This window comes from Niameybacter massiliensis (genome assembly GCF_001282685.1).
GTDB classification, from domain to species: domain Bacteria; phylum Bacillota; class Clostridia; order Lachnospirales; family Cellulosilyticaceae; genus Holtiella; species Holtiella tumoricola.
In genome coordinates, this window is record NZ_LN875026.1 from 1 (window position 1) to 17,038 (window position 17,038).

A 17,038-nucleotide genomic window follows, 5' to 3' on the forward strand; every position below is an offset into this window, starting at 1 on the left:
CTTCATCCTTCACGCGGCGTCGCTGCATCAGGCTTGCGCCCATTGTGCAATATTCCCCACTGCTGCCTCCCGTAGGAGTCTGGGCCGTGTCTCAGTCCCAGTGTGGCCGTTCACCCTCTCAGGCCGGCTATAGATCGTTGCCTTGGTGGGCTATTATCTCACCAACTAGCTAATCTAACGCGGGTCCATCCTATGCCGATAAATCTTTGCTAGTCAGTTCATGCGAACCGACTAGGTTATGCGGTATTAGCGTTCGTTTCCAAACGTTATCCCCCTGCATAGGGCAGGTTACCCACGCGTTACTCACCCGTCCGCCACTAACTTTGAGGAGCAAGCTCCTCGCAGTCCGTTCGACTTGCATGTGTTAAGCACGCCGCCAGCGTTCATCCTGAGCCAGGATCAAACTCTCAATTAAAAAGTTTGTCATCTGACATTTTGTACTGTTAAGTAGTACTGACTTTGTCACTTAAAGTGACTTTTGAATCGACTGGTTTAATGGTTACTATTTTATTTTCAAAGTTCATTTTGCTTTATTTATTAAGGCCTGTAGCCTTCCTCAGTAGCTTCTGTGCGCTGCTGACTTATATTAGTATAAGGGATTCACCTACATATGTCAACAGCTTTTTTATCTTTTTTATTTCTTTTTGTTAATTAGTGTTATCTAATATATTTATTAACTACATTCTCTACTTTTATTCTTTTCTGCTTAATACTCTTTTAAACTCAAATTCCTCTAAAAGATTAAAAGAGAGCTAGAAAATATGTTCTAGCTCTCTTTTAATTTCATGTAATTTATGCTCTTACTTTTTTAAGTCTTGCTTTAACCATGTCTATGACACGTTGTTTATCTTCATCTCTTTCTACTACATCTATCTCATCCATGTCTACAATAAGTACTTCAGATGCATCATAGTGATGCATTACCCATTCATCATAACCTTCCCATAAGAATCTATAGTAGTCTACAAGCTCTGTATCTAACTCGAAACTTCTTCCCCTTTTCATAATACGTTCAACAACTGTTTCGAATGATCCCTTTAGATACACCATAAGGTCTGGTGCTTTTTTAGGTAGTTCCTCTAGCTCTTCCATCATATTATGTAGTAGGTTTTCATAAACTTGCATTTCAAGTTCATTAATTCTTCCTAACTCCATATTTTTCTTTGCAAAATACCAATCCTCATAGATACTTCTATCTAATACATTATCATTTTTAACAAGTGCTTGTTTAATTGCTTTAAAACGTGTATCTAAGAAATAAAGTTGTAATAAGAATGGATACCTTTTTTCTTGTATTTCTTCTGGAGATGCTGTATAGAAAAGTGGGAGTATAGGGTTATCATCTACACTTTCATAAAATACATCGCTCCCTAATGCTTCTCCCAATAATTCTGCTACACTTGATTTTCCTAGCCCAATCATTCCACCTACTACTATCAACATATTCACCGTGCCTTTCTCAGTTGTTATTACGAAGTCTAATATATGTCCATTAGTATTGATACCTACTATATATAGTCCTTTTTCCTAATGCATGTACTACATAGGATACTATAAGCTACGATACATTACTAGTCTTAAGACTGATTTCTTTATTTTATATACTTTATTAAACCTATTATAATTTTGGATATTCCCCTTTATATTCCTATGTATATTATGGTTCTATATTTAATATAGTTTTAACTTTAAATTTCTATCTGACATCCTATTTTCTATTATATTCATTTTATATATTGTATTTTTTACTTATTTTTCATTTCGTTGCTTATTTAATTTGAATTGGGTATAATATAAATAAGTATTTTATTGCTTAAGATAAGGAGCTTTCAATATATGAAATTATACGCAAATATCTCAGAATTCTCTCAAGATACATTTAATGACATACTTAAATTTTGTTTCCCTCATTGTAATAAACTAAGTATTTATTTTCCAAATGAGTGTCATGAAAATCTTCAAAGCTTTAAAACAGAATTTTTAACAGCTACAGAACTTTATACTATCGATGATGAACTTGCTGTTCTTGAACCAAAAGAAGGATTTTCTATGGTTATTACTTCTTTATCAAATACTGTTCAAGATTTACTTACACATTTTCCATATGGGGAAGCGTTAAGCTTCGGTGTAATTCATGATGAAGATCTTATCTTCTTTATAAGTGAAGAAGGTGAAATTGCTATTGATTTATCTAATGAAGTTGTTGCAAACACAAACCTATTTGATAGCTTCACTAAAGTCACTGAATAATCCTAAACATATAAAAAGCTCTAGATTCCTCTAGAGCTTTTCTTTATATCTATGAGTTTTTTTATTCCAAAACATATGATGTCTGCTCCTAACATTAAAGCACACAACTTCCATTCATTAAATAATAACCAAATATATCCTGTTATTATTACTACCACACTCACCATTAATAGCATAAGTAATTTAGATTGATGTTTAGCACTATCCATATAAGCATCTAGTAGTCGTTCATCTAATATATAATATGATGCTATCTCTTCTAGTGTAAGTATAATAACTAATGCAATAGGTATAGTCTGATAAATTTTATAATATGCAGGTATAGCCGTAATCATATAAATACTAAACCATATAAATAAATGCTCTGGATTAATAAGGCTATTTTTCCTAGACATTGTAATCCCCCTAAATGCCCGCTTATTTTTGATGAATATAAGCGTAAATATCTCTTTTGCTAACACCTCTATCTTTAGCTACCTGTTTCATAGCCGATTTTTCGTCTTGACCTTTATCTAAATATACTTGTAAATGGTCTTCAATAGACATTTCTTCCCAAGCCTTTTGGTCTTCTTCTTGTAAAACTTTTATATCTTTTCCTTCTAAAACAAGTACAAATTCACCTTTAGGTTCTACTTCTTTAAAATAATCAATAGCTCCACTTAATGTAGTCTTATAAATGAACTCAAATTTCTTAGTAAGCTCTTTAGTTACTGTAATAGAGCGATCTCCAACTGCTTCATAAAGGGCTTCTAAGGTTTTTATAAGTCTATGTGGTGCCTCATAAAAAATGGTTGTTCTTGTTTCATTTTTAAGACTTTCTAAAACAAATTTACGTTCCTTTTTATCTGTTGGTAGAAAGCCTTCAAAAACAAAGCGTCTTGTACTTTGTCCTGATAGGATTAAGGCTGTAATCCCTGCTACTGCACCTGGCCCACTTGTTACTGTAATTCCTGCTTCCATAGCAAGTCGTACAAGATCTTCACCTGGATCTGATATTCCTGGTGTTCCTGCATCTGTTACCAGTGCAATATTTTTACCTGATTTTAAGATTTCAATTAGTTCTGGACCTTTTTCCATTTTGTTATGCTCATGATAACTAATAAGTTTTGTGTGTATCTCAAAATGATTTAATAACTTCTTAGTGTGTCTTGTATCTTCTGCTGCTATAAAATCAGCCTCTGTTAGTGTACGTACTACACGATAAGTAATATCTTCAAGATTACCAATAGGAGTTGCACACAAAGTTAGTGTTCCGTATGTTTCCATCTTTATCTCCTCTTTTACAATGTATCTAATGATTTTCATTTATCTATACTTGTGGCTTTTCCCTACCATAAATCTCATATATTTCATCAGTATGAGTTCCATCTTCATTATAGACAATCAGTGGTTTTTCTACTCTCATTTCACTGTTACCACCTTTAATCCCTTCGATTAAGATCATTGTTGGTGCTTGTCCTGGTTTTGGATAAACCATGCGTAACCTCTTAGGTTCAATTTTGTTTGCTCTCATAGCACAAATAATATCTACCAACCTCTGTGGCCTATGAATCATACAAAGTTTTCCCTTAACTTTAAGTACGTAGCCTGCTGCTGCAATAATATCTTCTAATGTACAAAGTACTTCATGCCTTGCAATAGTCTTTGATGGATGCTCATTCTTTAATCCATTTGTTCCCTTCATATAAGGTGGATTTGTTGTAACTAAATCTACTGAATGTCCATCAAAATGTTCTTTGATTGTTTTTACATCTATATGTTTGATTTTTATATCTTCTGTTAGTTCATTTAACTGAAGAGAACGATTTGCCATCTCTACCATCTCTTCTTGTATATCAATACCTGTATACTTACCCTTTTGATAGATGGCATGCATAAGTATTGGAATAATTCCTGTACCTGTTCCAATATCTAATACTTGCTGCTCTCTTTTTGTCACTTTTGCAAAATGCGCTAACAATACAGCATCAATCCCGAAGCAAAATACTTCGGGATTCTGAATGATTTTATATCCATTTCTATCTAAGTCATCTAATCTCTCATTCGAGTTTACTAAAGTCAAAGTTCTCAAACTCCTTCTCATCGTTGCTACCACAGCCTCCACAGCCTCCACCACATTTTTTCTTACGTGTCAGGATTTTAAGTTCTGATACTGGGTATACCACTGCTTCTTTTTCATCTTTATCTTTTTTCTTAACTGCTACTTTTACTTGTTCACGTAAAACTGCTACAGAAAGTACTTCTCCACGACCATCTGGTGTCTCTACATGATCTCCTACTTCTGGAAGTCTACCACGAATTTCTACATATACATCTTCTTCATATTTAAGACAACACATAAGGCGTCCACAAATCCCTGAGATTTTAATCGGATTAAGTGATAAACTCTGATCTTTTGCCATCTTAATAGATACTGGTTGGAAGTCACTTAAGAACTTATTACAGCATAAGCCTCTTCCGCAAATTCCAATACCTCCACACATTTTAGTTTCATCTCTTACACCTATTTGTCTAAGTTCAATACGTGTTCTAAATACTGCAGCTAGGTCTTTAACTAGTTCTCTAAAGTCTACACGTTCATCTGAAGTAAAATAGAAGAGAATTTTATTATTATCAAAAGTATACTCTACATCTATAAGTTTCATATTTAAATTATGTTTTAAAATTTTTTGCTTACAGATAAAGAATGCTTCTTTTTCTTTAACTTTATTCTCTGCAACTTTTTTAGTATCTTCTTCTGTTGCTTTACGAATAACCTTCTTCAAAGGATACACTACTTCTTCATCATTTAATGAACGGTTTCCTTGAATAACTTCACCGTATTCAATCCCCCTTGCGGTTTCAACAATAACATGTTCTCCTTGAACATAGTCATTATCTTCAGGATCAAAATAATAAACCTTACCTGCTGTTCGAAATCTAATGCCGATAACAGTTATCATTTCTTTTTCTCCTTTAATTTAAGTAGTAAATTTTCTATTACAAACGTTGCGTATATATTTTGATTAATTTGTGTTTGTGCATTTTTGATAAGCTTAATATGCTTGTCAATTGTATTATACGTTAATTTAGAAGACATGTCGAGTAAGTGAGATTGATAATCCAAATAATACAAATTCTCATTTCCAGTAGCTTTTAACACTGCTAAATCTCTATACCATAATAACCAAAAATGAAGCATACTACTAATAAATTCTTTTTCATCACAGATCACTTTTACTAAATCGTACATATTCATTAAATCTGCTTTTTGGAGTTTGAGTAGAAGGTCTACTCCCTTCTTTCTATCTTCCAAAAATCTTTCATCTTCTATTAACTTCTTTGCTATACCTATACTTCCTTCTGCAAATTGAGCATAAATCTCTGTTTGACGCTCACTTAATTGATAAGGGGCGAGATACTCTAATATATCCTGGTAAGGTAAGGGACTAAATCTTAAATGAATACATCTTGATTTAATCGTTGGTAGGAGCTTTGCTAAATTCTGAGTAATGAGGATAACTATACCATAACTTGGTGGTTCTTCTATTGTTTTTAACATGGCGTTTTGCCCTTCTATAGTAAGCGTATCTGCTTCTGTGACAACAATAATTTTATATGGTCCTTGATAAGGCTTAACATCCATATTCTTAACTAATTTTTCTCTTACTGTATCAATCTTAGTTGTTTTGTTATCTTTCTCAACATAAATTAAGTCAGGGTGATTACCTGCTTCTAAAAGTAAGCATGCTTTACACTTGCCACAGGGTTTATCCTCACCTTGGCATAAAAGCGATTTAGCTACAGCTTGAGCTATACTCTTCTTACCTACCCCTTCTGGCCCTTCAAAAATATAACTATGGGATACCTTCTCGGATTTTATAGCTTTATTAAAGTATCTTTTTATATCTTCATGTCCTATTATCTTGTTAAATGTGTCCATAGTTTTTCCTTTCTATAGAAAAACGTCCGTGTATACCACGAACGTTACGTCATCTCTTTTATGCCCATTAAGTTGCTAAGTCTAGTAATAGACCTTGTATTTCACCAATACGGTCTAGTATATCTATTTTATCTTTTTCTACTTTTAGTAGTTCTGTTGCTAAGGCATCTACTTTATCATTTACTAATCTGACAATACCATATACTCTATGTCTTCCTCTTCTATCAAGAAAGTTTTCTCTTGAAAACTTATGGGAATTAGAAACAACTTCATTCATAAACTCAGAGATCATACTACGATAAAGTCTCATATCACGTATATCCATATGCTCTGATAATTTATTTCCTTGCTCTGTGATACGTTCAATCATCACTTTAAGTGAATCCTGAAGCTCACCTTCTTCAATATGGCTGAGTAAAGTAAACTTAAACCCTTTATCAATCTTGTTGTTAGGGCCTGTTGCAAGTTCTCTTAACTGTGGTAATTGTATTTGATTAATCTGTAAATCAGCCATTTGTATCCCCCTTTGAGCCCTTCTTCTGCTTTATTTTATTTTAATGGAATGTCTAATACTTTGCAATTGATTTTATTACCCTTGTACTGAATTCCTTTTAGCCTCTCTGCATATGTCCTAATAAGCTGTATATGCTTCTCATTAAAAATCTCTCCCATATAAAGAATAGGAATACCTGGTGGATAAAACATAATTGTTTCAGCTGTTACTTTTCCCAGGCAATGATCTATCTCACACCACTTATAATCTCCATAATAAACTTCTCTTGGTGTATAGCCACCTTTTTGTACTTTTGGTAGTTCACTTATAACTTGTGTGAGTTCACTACAATATAAATCGGCAGTATTTGTATTTTGTTTTAGGGTAAGCTCATCATCTATATCTATTAAAGCCTTTTCTAATTCACTTAAAGACTTTACTTGATCCGCTACAGTTGTCATTAGAATAACATAATTTGGTAGACTCGCTTCTACTACTATATTATAACGTTCTTCTAAGTATTGCCCTAAAGTATATCCATCTATACTTGTGCGATGAGTAAATACTATGATTTTACTCATATCATATTGATCCCTCGGAATATCTAATACATACAGTTGTTGTAACGCTACTAGCCTACTTCTCATCTCTTTTAGTGGTTCAATATACTGCTTAACAATCTCATCTTGATGCTCTTCTATGTATCCTCTTGCATAATCCATCATAGCCATCATAGCATATGAAGGACTACTTGTTTGTACCATACGAAGTGTCTTTACTAAATGCTCATAAGAAAACTGATCTGTACCTTGATGTAATAAGGCACTTTGAGTAAGAGTAGGCATTGTTTTATGCATACTTTGTATGACTAAATCTGCCCCTAACTTTACACTACTTATAGGGAAATCTACACTAACACCAAAATGTGCTCCATGTGCTTCATCTACAATAAGTGCTTTTCCTGCTTCATGTAATACTTTAGCTATATCTTTAATATCTGATACAATACCTTCATATGTAGGACTTACAATAATAGCACCTTTTACCTTTGGATAGAGCTGCAATGCCTCTTGAATTACTTCTTTACTCATTACAGTCATGAGGCCTAGTGATTCGTCGTACTCTGGTTGAATATAAATAGGTATTGCGCCACTAAGGACTAAGGCATGCCATACACTATGATGACAATTTCTTGCAATGAGTACTTCATCTCCTGGCTTACATAGTACCATTAGACTTGTTAATATGCCTGATGTAGAACCATTGGTTAGAAAAATAGTCTTTTGTGCGCCATAATACGTACACATTTTATCCATAGCCTCTTTGATGATTCCTTCTGCTTCATAAAGATTATCTAATCCATTTGCTTCTGTTACATCTAAAGCAGTAAAATCAATTTGCTTCATATCTCCAAAACTACCTAGTTTATGTCCTGGCATATGAAATGGCTTCTTTTTCATGCTATATTCCATTAATGCTGTATATAGAGGTGTATTATTTGAGTTACTCATCTTTACTCTTCCTATTCTTATTCTAAAATTATGCTTATGTTAGTTAAGTCTTCTTAGTATTAATTAAAATATGACTTTGTAAATTTATTGCTATATTTGATTAATCGATTTTGCACTCTCTCTTTTTCTGTTCCTGATAAAGGAGTAGGCTGATATGTATTGCGTTCTTTACTAGACGATATACTACAAGGTATAACCTTTGATCCATCTAATACTACATTTCCATTTTGCTTTTTATAGGTAACTTGATAGATAAAAGTATCTTTATCATCTGGATTCTTATTGGCACCAAAGCTAAAATTACCAAAGCTATAAATGATATCTTTACCTTTATAAGTTTCTATCCCTTGTATAACATGAGGATGTGAACCTAATACTAAGTCAGCCCCTTCATCTATACTTAGGTAAGCTAATTCTTTTTGCACATCATTAGGATAATTTTCACGTTCTATTCCCCAATGGAACATAATAAATACCAAATCTGCCTGTGCTTTTGCTTCTTGAATACGCTTTTTAATTCTATCCTTCGTTCCCTTACTCTTGTCCCACCCTGTTTCACCAATCAAAGCGATCTTAATACCTTTAATCTCTTGGTAATTTATTTTGTCCCCTATAAAATAGTTAATATTTGCTTTAGTTAGAGCATCCTTTGTTTGTTTCATTCCCTCATTACCATAATCAGATGTATGATTATTGGCAAGGCTCACAGCTTCAATACTTCCTTGTTTTAATATCTCTGTATAACTAGGCTCTCCCTTAATAGCAAATTGCTTTTGCGCTCGTTGTCCACCTGTTGTTAGTGGTCCTTCTAAGTTAACTACTGTTAAATCATCTTTTTCAAAATAAGGCTTTACGTTTTTAAAGAAATACTCATATCCGTTTTTTTCTGCTATCTTATCAAATCTATTCCATTCACCTTGCCCATAATAAGTCCCTAATGTACAATCTCCTGCAAAACTTATTGTAATCTTATTATTTTCTTCTAATTTAAGCTGTTCTTCTGCCAACTTTTTTTCCTTATCTATTATCTCTTTTTGATTTGCAATCCTTTGTTTTTGCTCTATTATTTTATTATTTAAATCCATAAAGTTTTTAATTTCTGCACCATAGATGTTAGTTTGTGTCATCATCATTGTACCTAATAATACAATACTTACGATTCCTTTTTTCACTGCTATTTCCCCCTTAGCTTGTGATTCACTTAATCTATAACTTCTAAAATTTCTACTTCATAGCTTCCTTCAGGTGCATCTACTTGAATAATTTCACCCACTTTTTTCTTAAATAATGCTTTTCCTAATGGAGACTCTATGCTTATTTTACTATTTACTGCATCAGTCTTCATTGTTGTTACTATATTAAATACTTGTTCAAAGTTATCATCTAAAAATCTAATTTTGACATTATTGTTAATACCTACTTCCCCTTCATTACTCTCTGTAGATATAACCTTTCCTGTCTTAATCATACGCTCTAAATATCTAATACGAGATTCATTTTTTCCTCTTTCTCTTTTTGCCGCTTTATACTCAAAGTTTTCGCTTAAATCTCCATGAGCTCTAGCTTCTTTAACATCTTCAATAAGCCTTTTACGTTCTACTACCTTACGAAACTCTATCTCTTTTTTCATTTCTTCAATATCTTCTTGGCTTAAAAAGTTTCTCATAACGCCCTCCTTATATATGGATAATTTTACTTTTCTTACTTTCTATTATACCACTAGTTATTTGAATCTACTTTACTTTCTAGGAAATCTTACTATATAATAGCTTAATATGTATTCTGGACAATAAAAAGAGGTGAAAAATTTGAATTTAGATTCTATTTTAAATGGTAATCTCCTTAAGGTTTGGACAAAATTTGTCTCTGCTTCCGTCATTGGTGTTATTTTAAGCACTGTATATACTATGGTTGATGGTATTTTTGTAGGCCAAGGAGCTGGAGAGGCAGGACTTGCTGGCGTTAACTTAGCTTGGCCTGCTGTTACTATTATTTTAGGGATTGGCTTACTCTTTGGAGCAGGAGCAAGTAGTCTAATCTCTATTTATATAGGTCAACATAAACAAGAAAAGGCTGAACAACTATTGGGAACTGTTATGAAATCTCTATTGATTGTAGGGGTTATCCTTATGATTTTAGGCTTTATCATTGCTGATCCCATTGTAAAATTTCTAGGTGCTAATGGAGATACCTATCAGTATACTAAAGATTACTTTTTAGTAATTTATATGATGGCTATTCCTTATCTATTGGCAAATGCTCTTAATCCATTAGTACGTGCAGATGGTAATCCTCATCTGTCTATGATTATGGTAGGTGCTGGTGCTATAGGTAATATTATATTGGATTGGCTTTTTGTTATTGAACTTGGTTGGGGAACCAAAGGTGCTGCTCTTGCAACAGGTGCTGGTGTCATTTTCTCTACCATTATTGGTCTATGGTATTTTCTATCTGGAAAATCTCATATTAAATTCCATAAAAAATATTTTGTGATAGATAAATCTCTTCTTATTGAAGTTATTAAAGTTGGATTTGTTTCTTTTATGATTCAACTATCTATAGGAATTGTTATTCTTGTACAAAATAAGATACTTTACCTCTATGGGAATACCGCTGATATTGCTATCTTCTCTGTAGCAGGTTATACTATCTCTCTATATATTCAACTATGTGTAGGTATTTCTCAAGGTATGCAGCCTCTAATTGGCTATCATTATGGTGCTGATTCTACTAAACGTATGCATAGGCTTCTGCAAATTACACTTATTGCAAGTATTATCATTGGAGTACTCCTACTTCTTTGCCTAATAAGTTATGGTGAGTACTTTATTAAATTATTTGGTATTGATTCCTCGTTACTGCCACTTGCATATAAGAGAATAGTTATTTTCTGCTTAGGTTCTCCTTGTATAGGGATTGTTTATACAATGGGTGCTTACTATCAATCTATTCATCGTAATATAGAATCAAATATTGTCTCCCTTGGAAGAAGTTTTGTATTACAAATTTTATTTTCTATTGTTCTGCCACCTTTTATAGGTGTAGAAGGAATTTTCTATGCCCAGCCACTCTCTGATATTGGTTCTATTTTTATCTTAGCTGGTGTAATGGCCTATAGCTACATGCGTCATAAATCTAAACAAGTTGAAATATCATAAATTTATATTGTATTATTTCATATACTAGAAAAAGACTGATTCAATCCAGAAAGGTAAACTATGAGAAAAATACATCACGTCTGTATACAAACAAATAATTATAAAGCATCACTAGATTTTTATACTCATATTTTAGGTTTTAAAGTAATTCAAGAAACAAAAGATTTTCACAATAGAGCATATAATACTTGGATTGAACAAGATGGTTTTATGATAGAACTTCAAACAGGAAAAAAAGAAGATCTATTAATAAACGTTAATTCTAAATCTGAGGGACTTGTCCATATGTGCTTCTTAGTAGAAGATGTTCAACAAGAAGTAAAGAGAATACTCGATCTAGGATATAAGCATTTCAAACTTAAAAATAATAATGAGATCTATGAGGTTGAAGGCTCAGCACTTAGTAAGGTAATTGCTCCTGAAGGCACTATTATTGAACTAAGAGATATGGCTGAACTCTAAATTATATAAGTGATTCTAATAAAGAAGAGGTAATACTCCTATGGAGCATTACCTCTTCTTTATATCCTATATTTTAATTTTTACAATGCTTTCTCTTCTCAATCATACTATATAGAGTCATAACAGGTACTCCTGTTGCACCTTTACCTGCATACTCATTAAGGCTACCTTCTGCCCATGATGTTCCTGCAATATCAAGATGTAACCATGGTTTACCTTCTATAAACTCACCAATGAAAAGACCTGCTGTAATTGTACCTGCATTACGTCCACCTAGGTTTTTAAGGTCTGCAATTTCACTCTTAATAAGTTTTTTATAATCATCATAATCTGGAAGTCTCCAGAATTTTTCTCCTGTCTTAGCTGCCTCTCCTACTAATTCATCGTAAAATTCATCATTATTTGAAATAACAGCTGTGGTTGTTGTGCCTAATGCTACAAGAGCAGCACCTGTAAGTGTTGCCACATCTACAATCCTTGTTGCATTCTCTTTTTGGATGATATAAGTAACCGCATCTACTAAAGTTAAACGCCCTTCAGCATCTGTGTTAAGTACCTCTATGGTCTTGCCTGCCATAGAACCAATAATATCTCCTGGTTTATAGCTTATTCCTGAAATAGCATTCTCACATGCTGCTACAACTGCTACAACATTAGCTTTAATATTATTTTGTGCAATCGCACACATTGTTCCTATTACTGCCGCAGCGCCTGCCATATCACTCTTCATAGTATCCATAGAAGCTGTTGGCTTTAGTGAGTAACCACCTGTATCAAAGGTTAGTCCCTTTCCTACAAGACCAAAAATTTCTTTACTTTCAGAATCACCCATATGTCTCATAACAATAAGTCTTGGTTTTCTTTCAGAACCTTTACCTACCTCATAGAATGCTTTCATACCTAATGCTTGAATTTGTTCTTCATCAAAAATCTCTACTTCAAATCCTTTTTCTTTAGCTAATTCCTCAACTCTATCTGCCAATGTTTCCGGATAAATAACATTAGCTGGTTCATTTACTAAATTTCTTGCTTCAATTACACCATCGATAAGATTATTTACCTCTCAAGTCTTTGATTAAGCTTATCTACCTTTTCTTCTGGAACATCTACTAAATATACAGTTGGATTATAGTCTACATTAGTTACATCCGTTTTATATTTATTAAAAGTATACGTTGAAAGTCTAAGTCCTTGTACAATAGCTTTTCCTATTGCTCCTGTACACATATGTGCAGCATCTATAAACTTAATGCCATACTTATCTAATTTTAGTTCTTTTGCTTTTTTTGCTCCTCTTGCAACAGCTTCTTTAAAAGCCTCCATTTTTAATTGATCATATTTCCCTAATCCAACTAGAATTATATATTTCATTTCATTGGTTGTATAATAAAAGCATTCTCCTACTTTACCCTTAAAGATATTTCCTTCTTTAATCTGCTCTATATTTTCACATGTACTTTTATAGTCTTCATAAACAGGTATAATCATTCCCTGTAAATTTTCTAATTTTTTATTTTCAATAATAATATTCATTAAGCTAGCCTCCTTAAATCTATTTTACTCTTTTATCTTACTACGGATAATTATTATTGTATAGATTTAATTTTCCAATAACCTTCTGAAATAGGTTCCATAACTTGATAAATAGATAAATCTTTTTGTTTTGCCTCAAAAACAATATCCTCTTGTTTAATACCTGCTAAAGTAAGTTGATTCTGTAGTGCCTCTACATCTTTAGCTTCAACATAATCAGCATGAGGTGGCTTATTAGGAGCATGTACACCAGATGAAATATGACATTTATCTGGGGGATAATCTCTAAGTAGCTCAATAATATCGCTATTTTTACTAGGGTTACATCTCTCATGATGAAAATCATATACCCATTTTAAGCCTAATTCTTTACATACTTGTACTATTTCTTCAGATGTATATGTTTTATCATCATTTTCTAATGTAAGTAAGTTTAGATCAAGCTTATCTTGATTCTCTTTAATTATTCTTTTAAACCTTTCTAATGTTTCTACTTTATCACCATAGGCTCCTCCTACATGTAGTACTAAATTTTGTCCTCCTACTAAATGTAAGAATTTCGCTTGAGCACAAAGTTCTCCTATAGATTTTTGAATAACTTCCTCCTTTGGAGATGCTAACATTGTAAAATGACTAGTATGCATAGATATCCTAAGTCCATACTCTTTTTGCCACTTCTTTATTCTTTCTAATTCATTTCTTATCTTATTACTATTCAATATATTGTAATCCTCTAAAATACTTTTCATTTCTGCTTTATCTATAAAAGGAATGATATCCGCTGTAATACGATAAACATATATATTATTTTTAATGTTATGATAAATAATATTACCTAATAAAATAATATTTTGTTCAACTACCTCTTTAATTTTTTCAATATCATAGTCTTCTATAGTTTTTAATCTAAAGGTACGATATTTCTTTTTTAAAGATAAATTAATACATGCATAGCCTATTCTTAATTCACATAAATTCATAAGTTCTTCCTTTTCTATATGGTATGATGTCTTTAACAATTGAATTATTACTTATAATAATAGTAATGATATTAAAACTTAGAAAGGATATATCAATGGATCAAGGAAAATTAAAAAGTAACCTTATTTTAATAACTTATGCCATCCTTTTATTCTTAAGCTTGCAAAATTGGGGCCTTATTATGAATGTAATCAGAGAAGTTTTTCATCTTATTGTTCCCTTTATCTATGGGTTTATAATAGCTTATTTATTGCATCGTCCATTTAATTTCTTCTATAATAAAATCTTTAAGTTTGATAATAAATGTAAATATAAGATTTTAAAACATATACGTAAACCAATTGCATTAGTTACTACTTACTTAGTAATTATTATTATTTTTATAGGTATTATTTCTTTATTAGTTCCACACCTTATAACAAGCATTGAAACACTTACTCGCGATTTACCAGCCCACTATAAAGCAGCTCAAGAATTTGCAGAAACTATTTTCAAAGACTTACATATTCCAAGTGAATTTATTTTAGAAGTCCAGCAATATGCAACTCAAATTGTACAACAAATCATTAGTTTTCTTTATAGTGCATTGCCAAATATAGTAGATTCTATATTTAATATTACATCTGGTATTACGAATATTATTTTTGGTATTATTATTTCTGTTTATTTACTAAGTAGCAAAGAAAAATTAGTTCTACAAAGTAAAAAAATATTATTAGCCTTTACTCCTAATCATTTTGCTTACCATATTATTAGAATTAGTCAATTAACTCATAAAACTTTTAGTAACTTTATTTCTGGACAGATTTTAGATGCATTTATATTAGGTCTTATGTGCTTCATCAGTATGAGTATTCTTAAAATGCCCTATGCCTTATTAATAAGTGTAATTATTGGTACTAGCAATATGATTCCAATCTTAGGTCCCATATTAGGAGCTATTCCTACAACATTTATTATCCTTATGGCAAATCCAACACATCCTATGCAAGCAGTGTGGTTTATTATTCTAATTATAGTCCTTCAACAAATTGATGGTGATATTATTTATCCTCGTGTTGTTGGTAACTCTATAGGCTTGTCTGGATTATGGGTAATGTTTGCAATCTTAGTAGCAGGAGGTAAATTTGGTATTATTGGAATGATCATAGGCGTTCCTACATTTGCTATTATCTATACTCTCTTACGCGAAGCAACCTATTTTAAACTACAACAAAAGAAGATTAGTTTAACTGATATAGATGCTAAAGAAAAGGACATAGAAGATTAATCTTCTATGTCCTTTTTATACCTATATGTATACCATCTGCATTTATAATCATAATGCAATACTTATACTTAATCTCTGATCAATATTTTGCATATCTTGTTTGGAAAGCATGCCTATTTTATGCGAAAGCCTTCTCTTAGAAATAGTTTTAATCTGCTCACACAATATAGTAGAATCATGCGTTAGAAAATGATACTTTTCTTTTGTCACTGTATAATGTGTAGGTATATCCTTTTTAATTTTTGATGTTAAAGGTACACATATAATTGTAGGAGAATAATGATTTCCTACATTGTTCTGTATAATTAACACAGGCCTTATCCCTGCTTGTTCACTGCCATCACCAACACCTAAATCTGCTTCGTAAATTTCTCCTCTACGAGGATATATGTATTCAGAAGATGTATCTTCAATATTCATGTATTCTCCTCCTTTACTAATTTTAGTATTACCCATTCATAACTGCTTTAAACATTATTTTTGAAAATACTAAAAATAAAAAAAGGCACTCATTAATGAGTGCCTTTTTCAGATATTACTATATGTTATTTTATAATTTTAAAAATTAATCTCTTGAATTGTTTATAAAAACTATTACAATATCTCTTCATTTTAGCTATTCTAAAATGTTATAAATAAAAAAGAACTTGCATTATCTGCAAGTTCTTGATGAGCCACCGGAGGCTCGAACTCCGGACCACTTGATTAAAAGTCAAGTGCTCTACCAACTGAGCTAGTGACCCATATTCTTATTTAAAAGCATAAATAAATGCCCAGAGCCGGAATCGAACCAGCGACACGAGGATTTTCAGTCCTCTGCTCTACCGACTGAGCTATCTGGGCAAATGGTTGCGGAGACAGGATTTGAACCTATGACCTTCGGGTTATGAGCCCGACGAGCTACCTAGCTGCTCCACTCCGCGATATTGCTTTTAAAGGATGGAGGGAGAAGGATTCGAACCTTCGAAGGCGGTGCCAACAGATTTACAGTCTGCCCCCTTTGGCCACTCGGGAACCCCTCCATAAAGCCGACGATCGGACTCGAACCGATAACCTGCTGATTACAAGTCAGCTGCTCTGCCAATTGAGCCACGTCGGCTTATACATGGTCGCTATAGGGCTCGAACCTATGACCCCCTGCTTGTAAGGCAGGTGCTCTCCCAGCTGAGCTAAGCGACCATATAAACGACCCAGAAGGGACTCGAACCCTCGACCTCCGCCGTGACAGGGCGGCGTGCTAACCAACTGTACCACTGGGCCATACTAAAAAGTATGATTTATACTTTCAAAACTAAACATAACCATTTTTTAACCTGTTTTTTTAGGTCAAACCCTCGAACCGTTAGTATTGGTCAGCTACACATGTTACCATGCTTACACCTCCAACCTATCTACCTCGTAGTCTACAAGGGGTCTTACTCCATTTCTGGATGGGAAGTCTTATCTTGAGGTCTGTTT

At 32.8% G+C, this 17,038-nt stretch carries 18 protein-coding genes, 7 tRNA genes and 2 rRNA genes; 4 read left to right on the plus strand and 23 right to left on the minus strand.

The annotated features are described in order from the left end of the window. Positions 1–415: ribosomal RNA gene (locus tag BN2390_RS00015) — 16S ribosomal RNA — on the minus strand; the annotation flags it as partial. Between the two features lie 377 nt (positions 416–792). After that, positions 793–1,443 carry a deoxynucleoside kinase gene (locus BN2390_RS00020; protein ID WP_053982340.1) on the minus strand — a complete coding sequence of 217 codons (651 nt, stop codon included), beginning with the start codon at positions 1,441–1,443 and terminating at the stop codon, positions 793–795. Between the two features lie 393 nt (positions 1,444–1,836). Here BN2390_RS00020 and BN2390_RS00025 point away from each other — a divergent pair, with 393 nt between their 5' ends. Then, entirely contained in the window at positions 1,837–2,250 is a 414-nt protein-coding gene (locus BN2390_RS00025; protein ID WP_053982341.1) for a hypothetical protein, read from the plus strand. A gap of 20 nt (positions 2,251–2,270) precedes the next feature. Here the strand turns inward: BN2390_RS00025 and BN2390_RS00030 are convergent, their stop codons facing one another. The 9 genes from BN2390_RS00030 to greA all read right to left on the minus strand — a co-directional run bounded on the left by BN2390_RS00030 (position 2,271) and on the right by greA (position 9,842). Continuing rightward, positions 2,271–2,645 carry a hypothetical protein gene (locus tag BN2390_RS00030; RefSeq protein ID WP_053982342.1) on the minus strand — a complete coding sequence of 125 codons (375 nt, stop codon included), beginning with the start codon at positions 2,643–2,645 and terminating at the stop codon, positions 2,271–2,273. Between the two features lie 22 nt (positions 2,646–2,667). After that, a complete protein-coding gene (rsmI, locus tag BN2390_RS00035; protein ID WP_053982343.1) occupies positions 2,668–3,516 on the minus strand; it encodes a 16S rRNA (cytidine(1402)-2'-O)-methyltransferase in 849 nt (282 codons plus the stop codon). Between the two features lie 43 nt (positions 3,517–3,559). Then, positions 3,560–4,312 (minus strand): tRNA1(Val) (adenine(37)-N6)-methyltransferase, encoded by a 753-nt coding sequence (locus tag BN2390_RS00040; RefSeq protein ID WP_330373642.1) that lies wholly within the window; start codon positions 4,310–4,312, stop codon positions 3,560–3,562. Next, positions 4,290–5,192, minus strand: a complete 903-nt coding sequence (locus BN2390_RS00045) for a PSP1 domain-containing protein (protein ID WP_053982345.1) — start codon at positions 5,190–5,192, stop codon at positions 4,290–4,292. The genes BN2390_RS00040 and BN2390_RS00045 overlap by 23 nt, the downstream gene beginning before the upstream one ends. Beyond that, entirely contained in the window at positions 5,189–6,172 is a 984-nt protein-coding gene (gene holB, locus BN2390_RS00050; protein WP_053982346.1) for a DNA polymerase III subunit delta', read from the minus strand. The genes BN2390_RS00045 and holB overlap by 4 nt, the downstream gene beginning before the upstream one ends. Positions 6,173–6,239: 67 nt before the next feature. Further along, on the minus strand, positions 6,240–6,686 hold the full coding sequence (locus BN2390_RS00055) for a YaaR family protein (RefSeq protein ID WP_053982347.1): 447 nt from the start codon (positions 6,684–6,686) through the stop codon (positions 6,240–6,242). A gap of 35 nt (positions 6,687–6,721) precedes the next feature. After that, positions 6,722–8,176: an aminotransferase class I/II-fold pyridoxal phosphate-dependent enzyme gene (locus BN2390_RS00060; protein ID WP_053982348.1), complete on the minus strand. Its 1,455-nt coding sequence runs from the start codon at positions 8,174–8,176 to the stop codon at positions 6,722–6,724. A gap of 59 nt (positions 8,177–8,235) precedes the next feature. Next, positions 8,236–9,348, minus strand: a complete 1,113-nt coding sequence (locus BN2390_RS00065) for a CapA family protein (RefSeq protein WP_242847626.1) — start codon at positions 9,346–9,348, stop codon at positions 8,236–8,238. Between the two features lie 29 nt (positions 9,349–9,377). Beyond that, positions 9,378–9,842 carry a transcription elongation factor GreA gene (gene greA / locus BN2390_RS00070; protein ID WP_053982349.1) on the minus strand — a complete coding sequence of 155 codons (465 nt, stop codon included), beginning with the start codon at positions 9,840–9,842 and terminating at the stop codon, positions 9,378–9,380. A gap of 142 nt (positions 9,843–9,984) precedes the next feature. Here greA and BN2390_RS00075 point away from each other — a divergent pair, with 142 nt between their 5' ends. After that, entirely contained in the window at positions 9,985–11,334 is a 1,350-nt protein-coding gene (locus BN2390_RS00075; protein ID WP_053982350.1) for an MATE family efflux transporter, read from the plus strand. A gap of 60 nt (positions 11,335–11,394) precedes the next feature. Continuing rightward, positions 11,395–11,796: a VOC family protein gene (locus BN2390_RS00080; RefSeq protein WP_053982351.1), complete on the plus strand. Its 402-nt coding sequence runs from the start codon at positions 11,395–11,397 to the stop codon at positions 11,794–11,796. Positions 11,797–11,869: 73 nt separating this feature from the next. Here BN2390_RS00080 and BN2390_RS00085 read toward each other — a convergent pair whose 3' ends face one another. Genes BN2390_RS00085 through uvsE form a run of 3 tightly spaced genes read right to left on the minus strand, consistent with a single transcriptional unit; the run spans position 11,870 to position 14,309 of the window. Continuing rightward, positions 11,870–12,844 carry a leucyl aminopeptidase gene (locus BN2390_RS00085; protein ID WP_154668741.1) on the minus strand — a complete coding sequence of 325 codons (975 nt, stop codon included), beginning with the start codon at positions 12,842–12,844 and terminating at the stop codon, positions 11,870–11,872. Positions 12,845–12,852: 8 nt separating this feature from the next. Then, a complete protein-coding gene (locus tag BN2390_RS21515; RefSeq protein ID WP_154668742.1) occupies positions 12,853–13,329 on the minus strand; it encodes a M17 family peptidase N-terminal domain-containing protein in 477 nt (158 codons plus the stop codon). Between the two features lie 53 nt (positions 13,330–13,382). Next, positions 13,383–14,309 (minus strand): UV DNA damage repair endonuclease UvsE, encoded by a 927-nt coding sequence (gene uvsE, locus BN2390_RS00090; protein WP_053982352.1) that lies wholly within the window; start codon positions 14,307–14,309, stop codon positions 13,383–13,385. 95 nt (positions 14,310–14,404) lie between these two features. On the opposite strand from uvsE, the gene BN2390_RS00095 reads away from it, so the two are divergent. Further along, positions 14,405–15,580, plus strand: coding sequence for an AI-2E family transporter (locus BN2390_RS00095; RefSeq protein WP_053982353.1), 1,176 nt, complete (start codon positions 14,405–14,407; stop codon positions 15,578–15,580). 48 nt (positions 15,581–15,628) lie between these two features. Here BN2390_RS00095 and BN2390_RS00100 read toward each other — a convergent pair whose 3' ends face one another. The 9 genes from BN2390_RS00100 to BN2390_RS00140 form a co-directional block, all read right to left on the minus strand. After that, entirely contained in the window at positions 15,629–16,000 is a 372-nt protein-coding gene (locus BN2390_RS00100; protein ID WP_053982354.1) for a type II toxin-antitoxin system PemK/MazF family toxin, read from the minus strand. A 250-nt stretch (positions 16,001–16,250) separates the two neighbouring features. Continuing rightward, a tRNA-Lys gene (locus BN2390_RS00105) sits at positions 16,251–16,323 on the minus strand. Between the two features lie 27 nt (positions 16,324–16,350). After that, positions 16,351–16,423, minus strand: a tRNA-Phe gene (locus BN2390_RS00110). Positions 16,424–16,426: 3 nt separating this feature from the next. Continuing rightward, a tRNA-Met gene (locus BN2390_RS00115) sits at positions 16,427–16,503 on the minus strand. A gap of 17 nt (positions 16,504–16,520) precedes the next feature. Then, positions 16,521–16,602, minus strand: a tRNA-Tyr gene (locus tag BN2390_RS00120). A gap of 4 nt (positions 16,603–16,606) precedes the next feature. Then, positions 16,607–16,679, minus strand: a tRNA-Thr gene (locus BN2390_RS00125). Positions 16,680–16,686: 7 nt separating this feature from the next. After that, a tRNA-Val gene (locus BN2390_RS00130) sits at positions 16,687–16,759 on the minus strand. A 7-nt stretch (positions 16,760–16,766) separates the two neighbouring features. Continuing rightward, positions 16,767–16,840 (minus strand) — tRNA-Asp (locus BN2390_RS00135). A gap of 62 nt (positions 16,841–16,902) precedes the next feature. Further along, positions 16,903–17,038 (minus strand): 23S ribosomal RNA (locus BN2390_RS00140); the annotation flags it as partial.

Bases quoted from the DNA above. Each gene is read 5' to 3' on its own strand.
- BN2390_RS00020 (WP_053982340.1), bottom strand. From the start codon at position 1,443: ATGTTGATAGTAGTAGGTGGAATGATTGGGCTAGGAAAATCAAGTGTA.
- BN2390_RS00025 (WP_053982341.1), top strand. From the start codon at position 1,837: ATGAAATTATACGCAAATATCTCAGAATTCTCTCAAGATACATTTAAT.
- BN2390_RS00030 (WP_053982342.1), bottom strand. From the start codon at position 2,645: ATGTCTAGGAAAAATAGCCTTATTAATCCAGAGCATTTATTTATATGG.
- rsmI (WP_053982343.1), bottom strand. From the start codon at position 3,516: ATGGAAACATACGGAACACTAACTTTGTGTGCAACTCCTATTGGTAAT.
- BN2390_RS00045 (WP_053982345.1), bottom strand. From the start codon at position 5,192: ATGATAACTGTTATCGGCATTAGATTTCGAACAGCAGGTAAGGTTTAT.
- holB (WP_053982346.1), bottom strand. From the start codon at position 6,172: ATGGACACATTTAACAAGATAATAGGACATGAAGATATAAAAAGATAC.
- BN2390_RS00055 (WP_053982347.1), bottom strand. From the start codon at position 6,686: ATGGCTGATTTACAGATTAATCAAATACAATTACCACAGTTAAGAGAA.
- BN2390_RS00060 (WP_053982348.1), bottom strand. From the start codon at position 8,176: ATGAGTAACTCAAATAATACACCTCTATATACAGCATTAATGGAATAT.
- greA (WP_053982349.1), bottom strand. From the start codon at position 9,842: ATGAGAAACTTTTTAAGCCAAGAAGATATTGAAGAAATGAAAAAAGAG.
- BN2390_RS00080 (WP_053982351.1), top strand. From the start codon at position 11,395: ATGAGAAAAATACATCACGTCTGTATACAAACAAATAATTATAAAGCA.
- BN2390_RS21515 (WP_154668742.1), bottom strand. From the start codon at position 13,329: ATGAATATTATTATTGAAAATAAAAAATTAGAAAATTTACAGGGAATG.
- uvsE (WP_053982352.1), bottom strand. From the start codon at position 14,309: ATGAATTTATGTGAATTAAGAATAGGCTATGCATGTATTAATTTATCT.
- BN2390_RS00095 (WP_053982353.1), top strand. From the start codon at position 14,405: ATGGATCAAGGAAAATTAAAAAGTAACCTTATTTTAATAACTTATGCC.
- BN2390_RS00100 (WP_053982354.1), bottom strand. From the start codon at position 16,000: ATGAATATTGAAGATACATCTTCTGAATACATATATCCTCGTAGAGGA.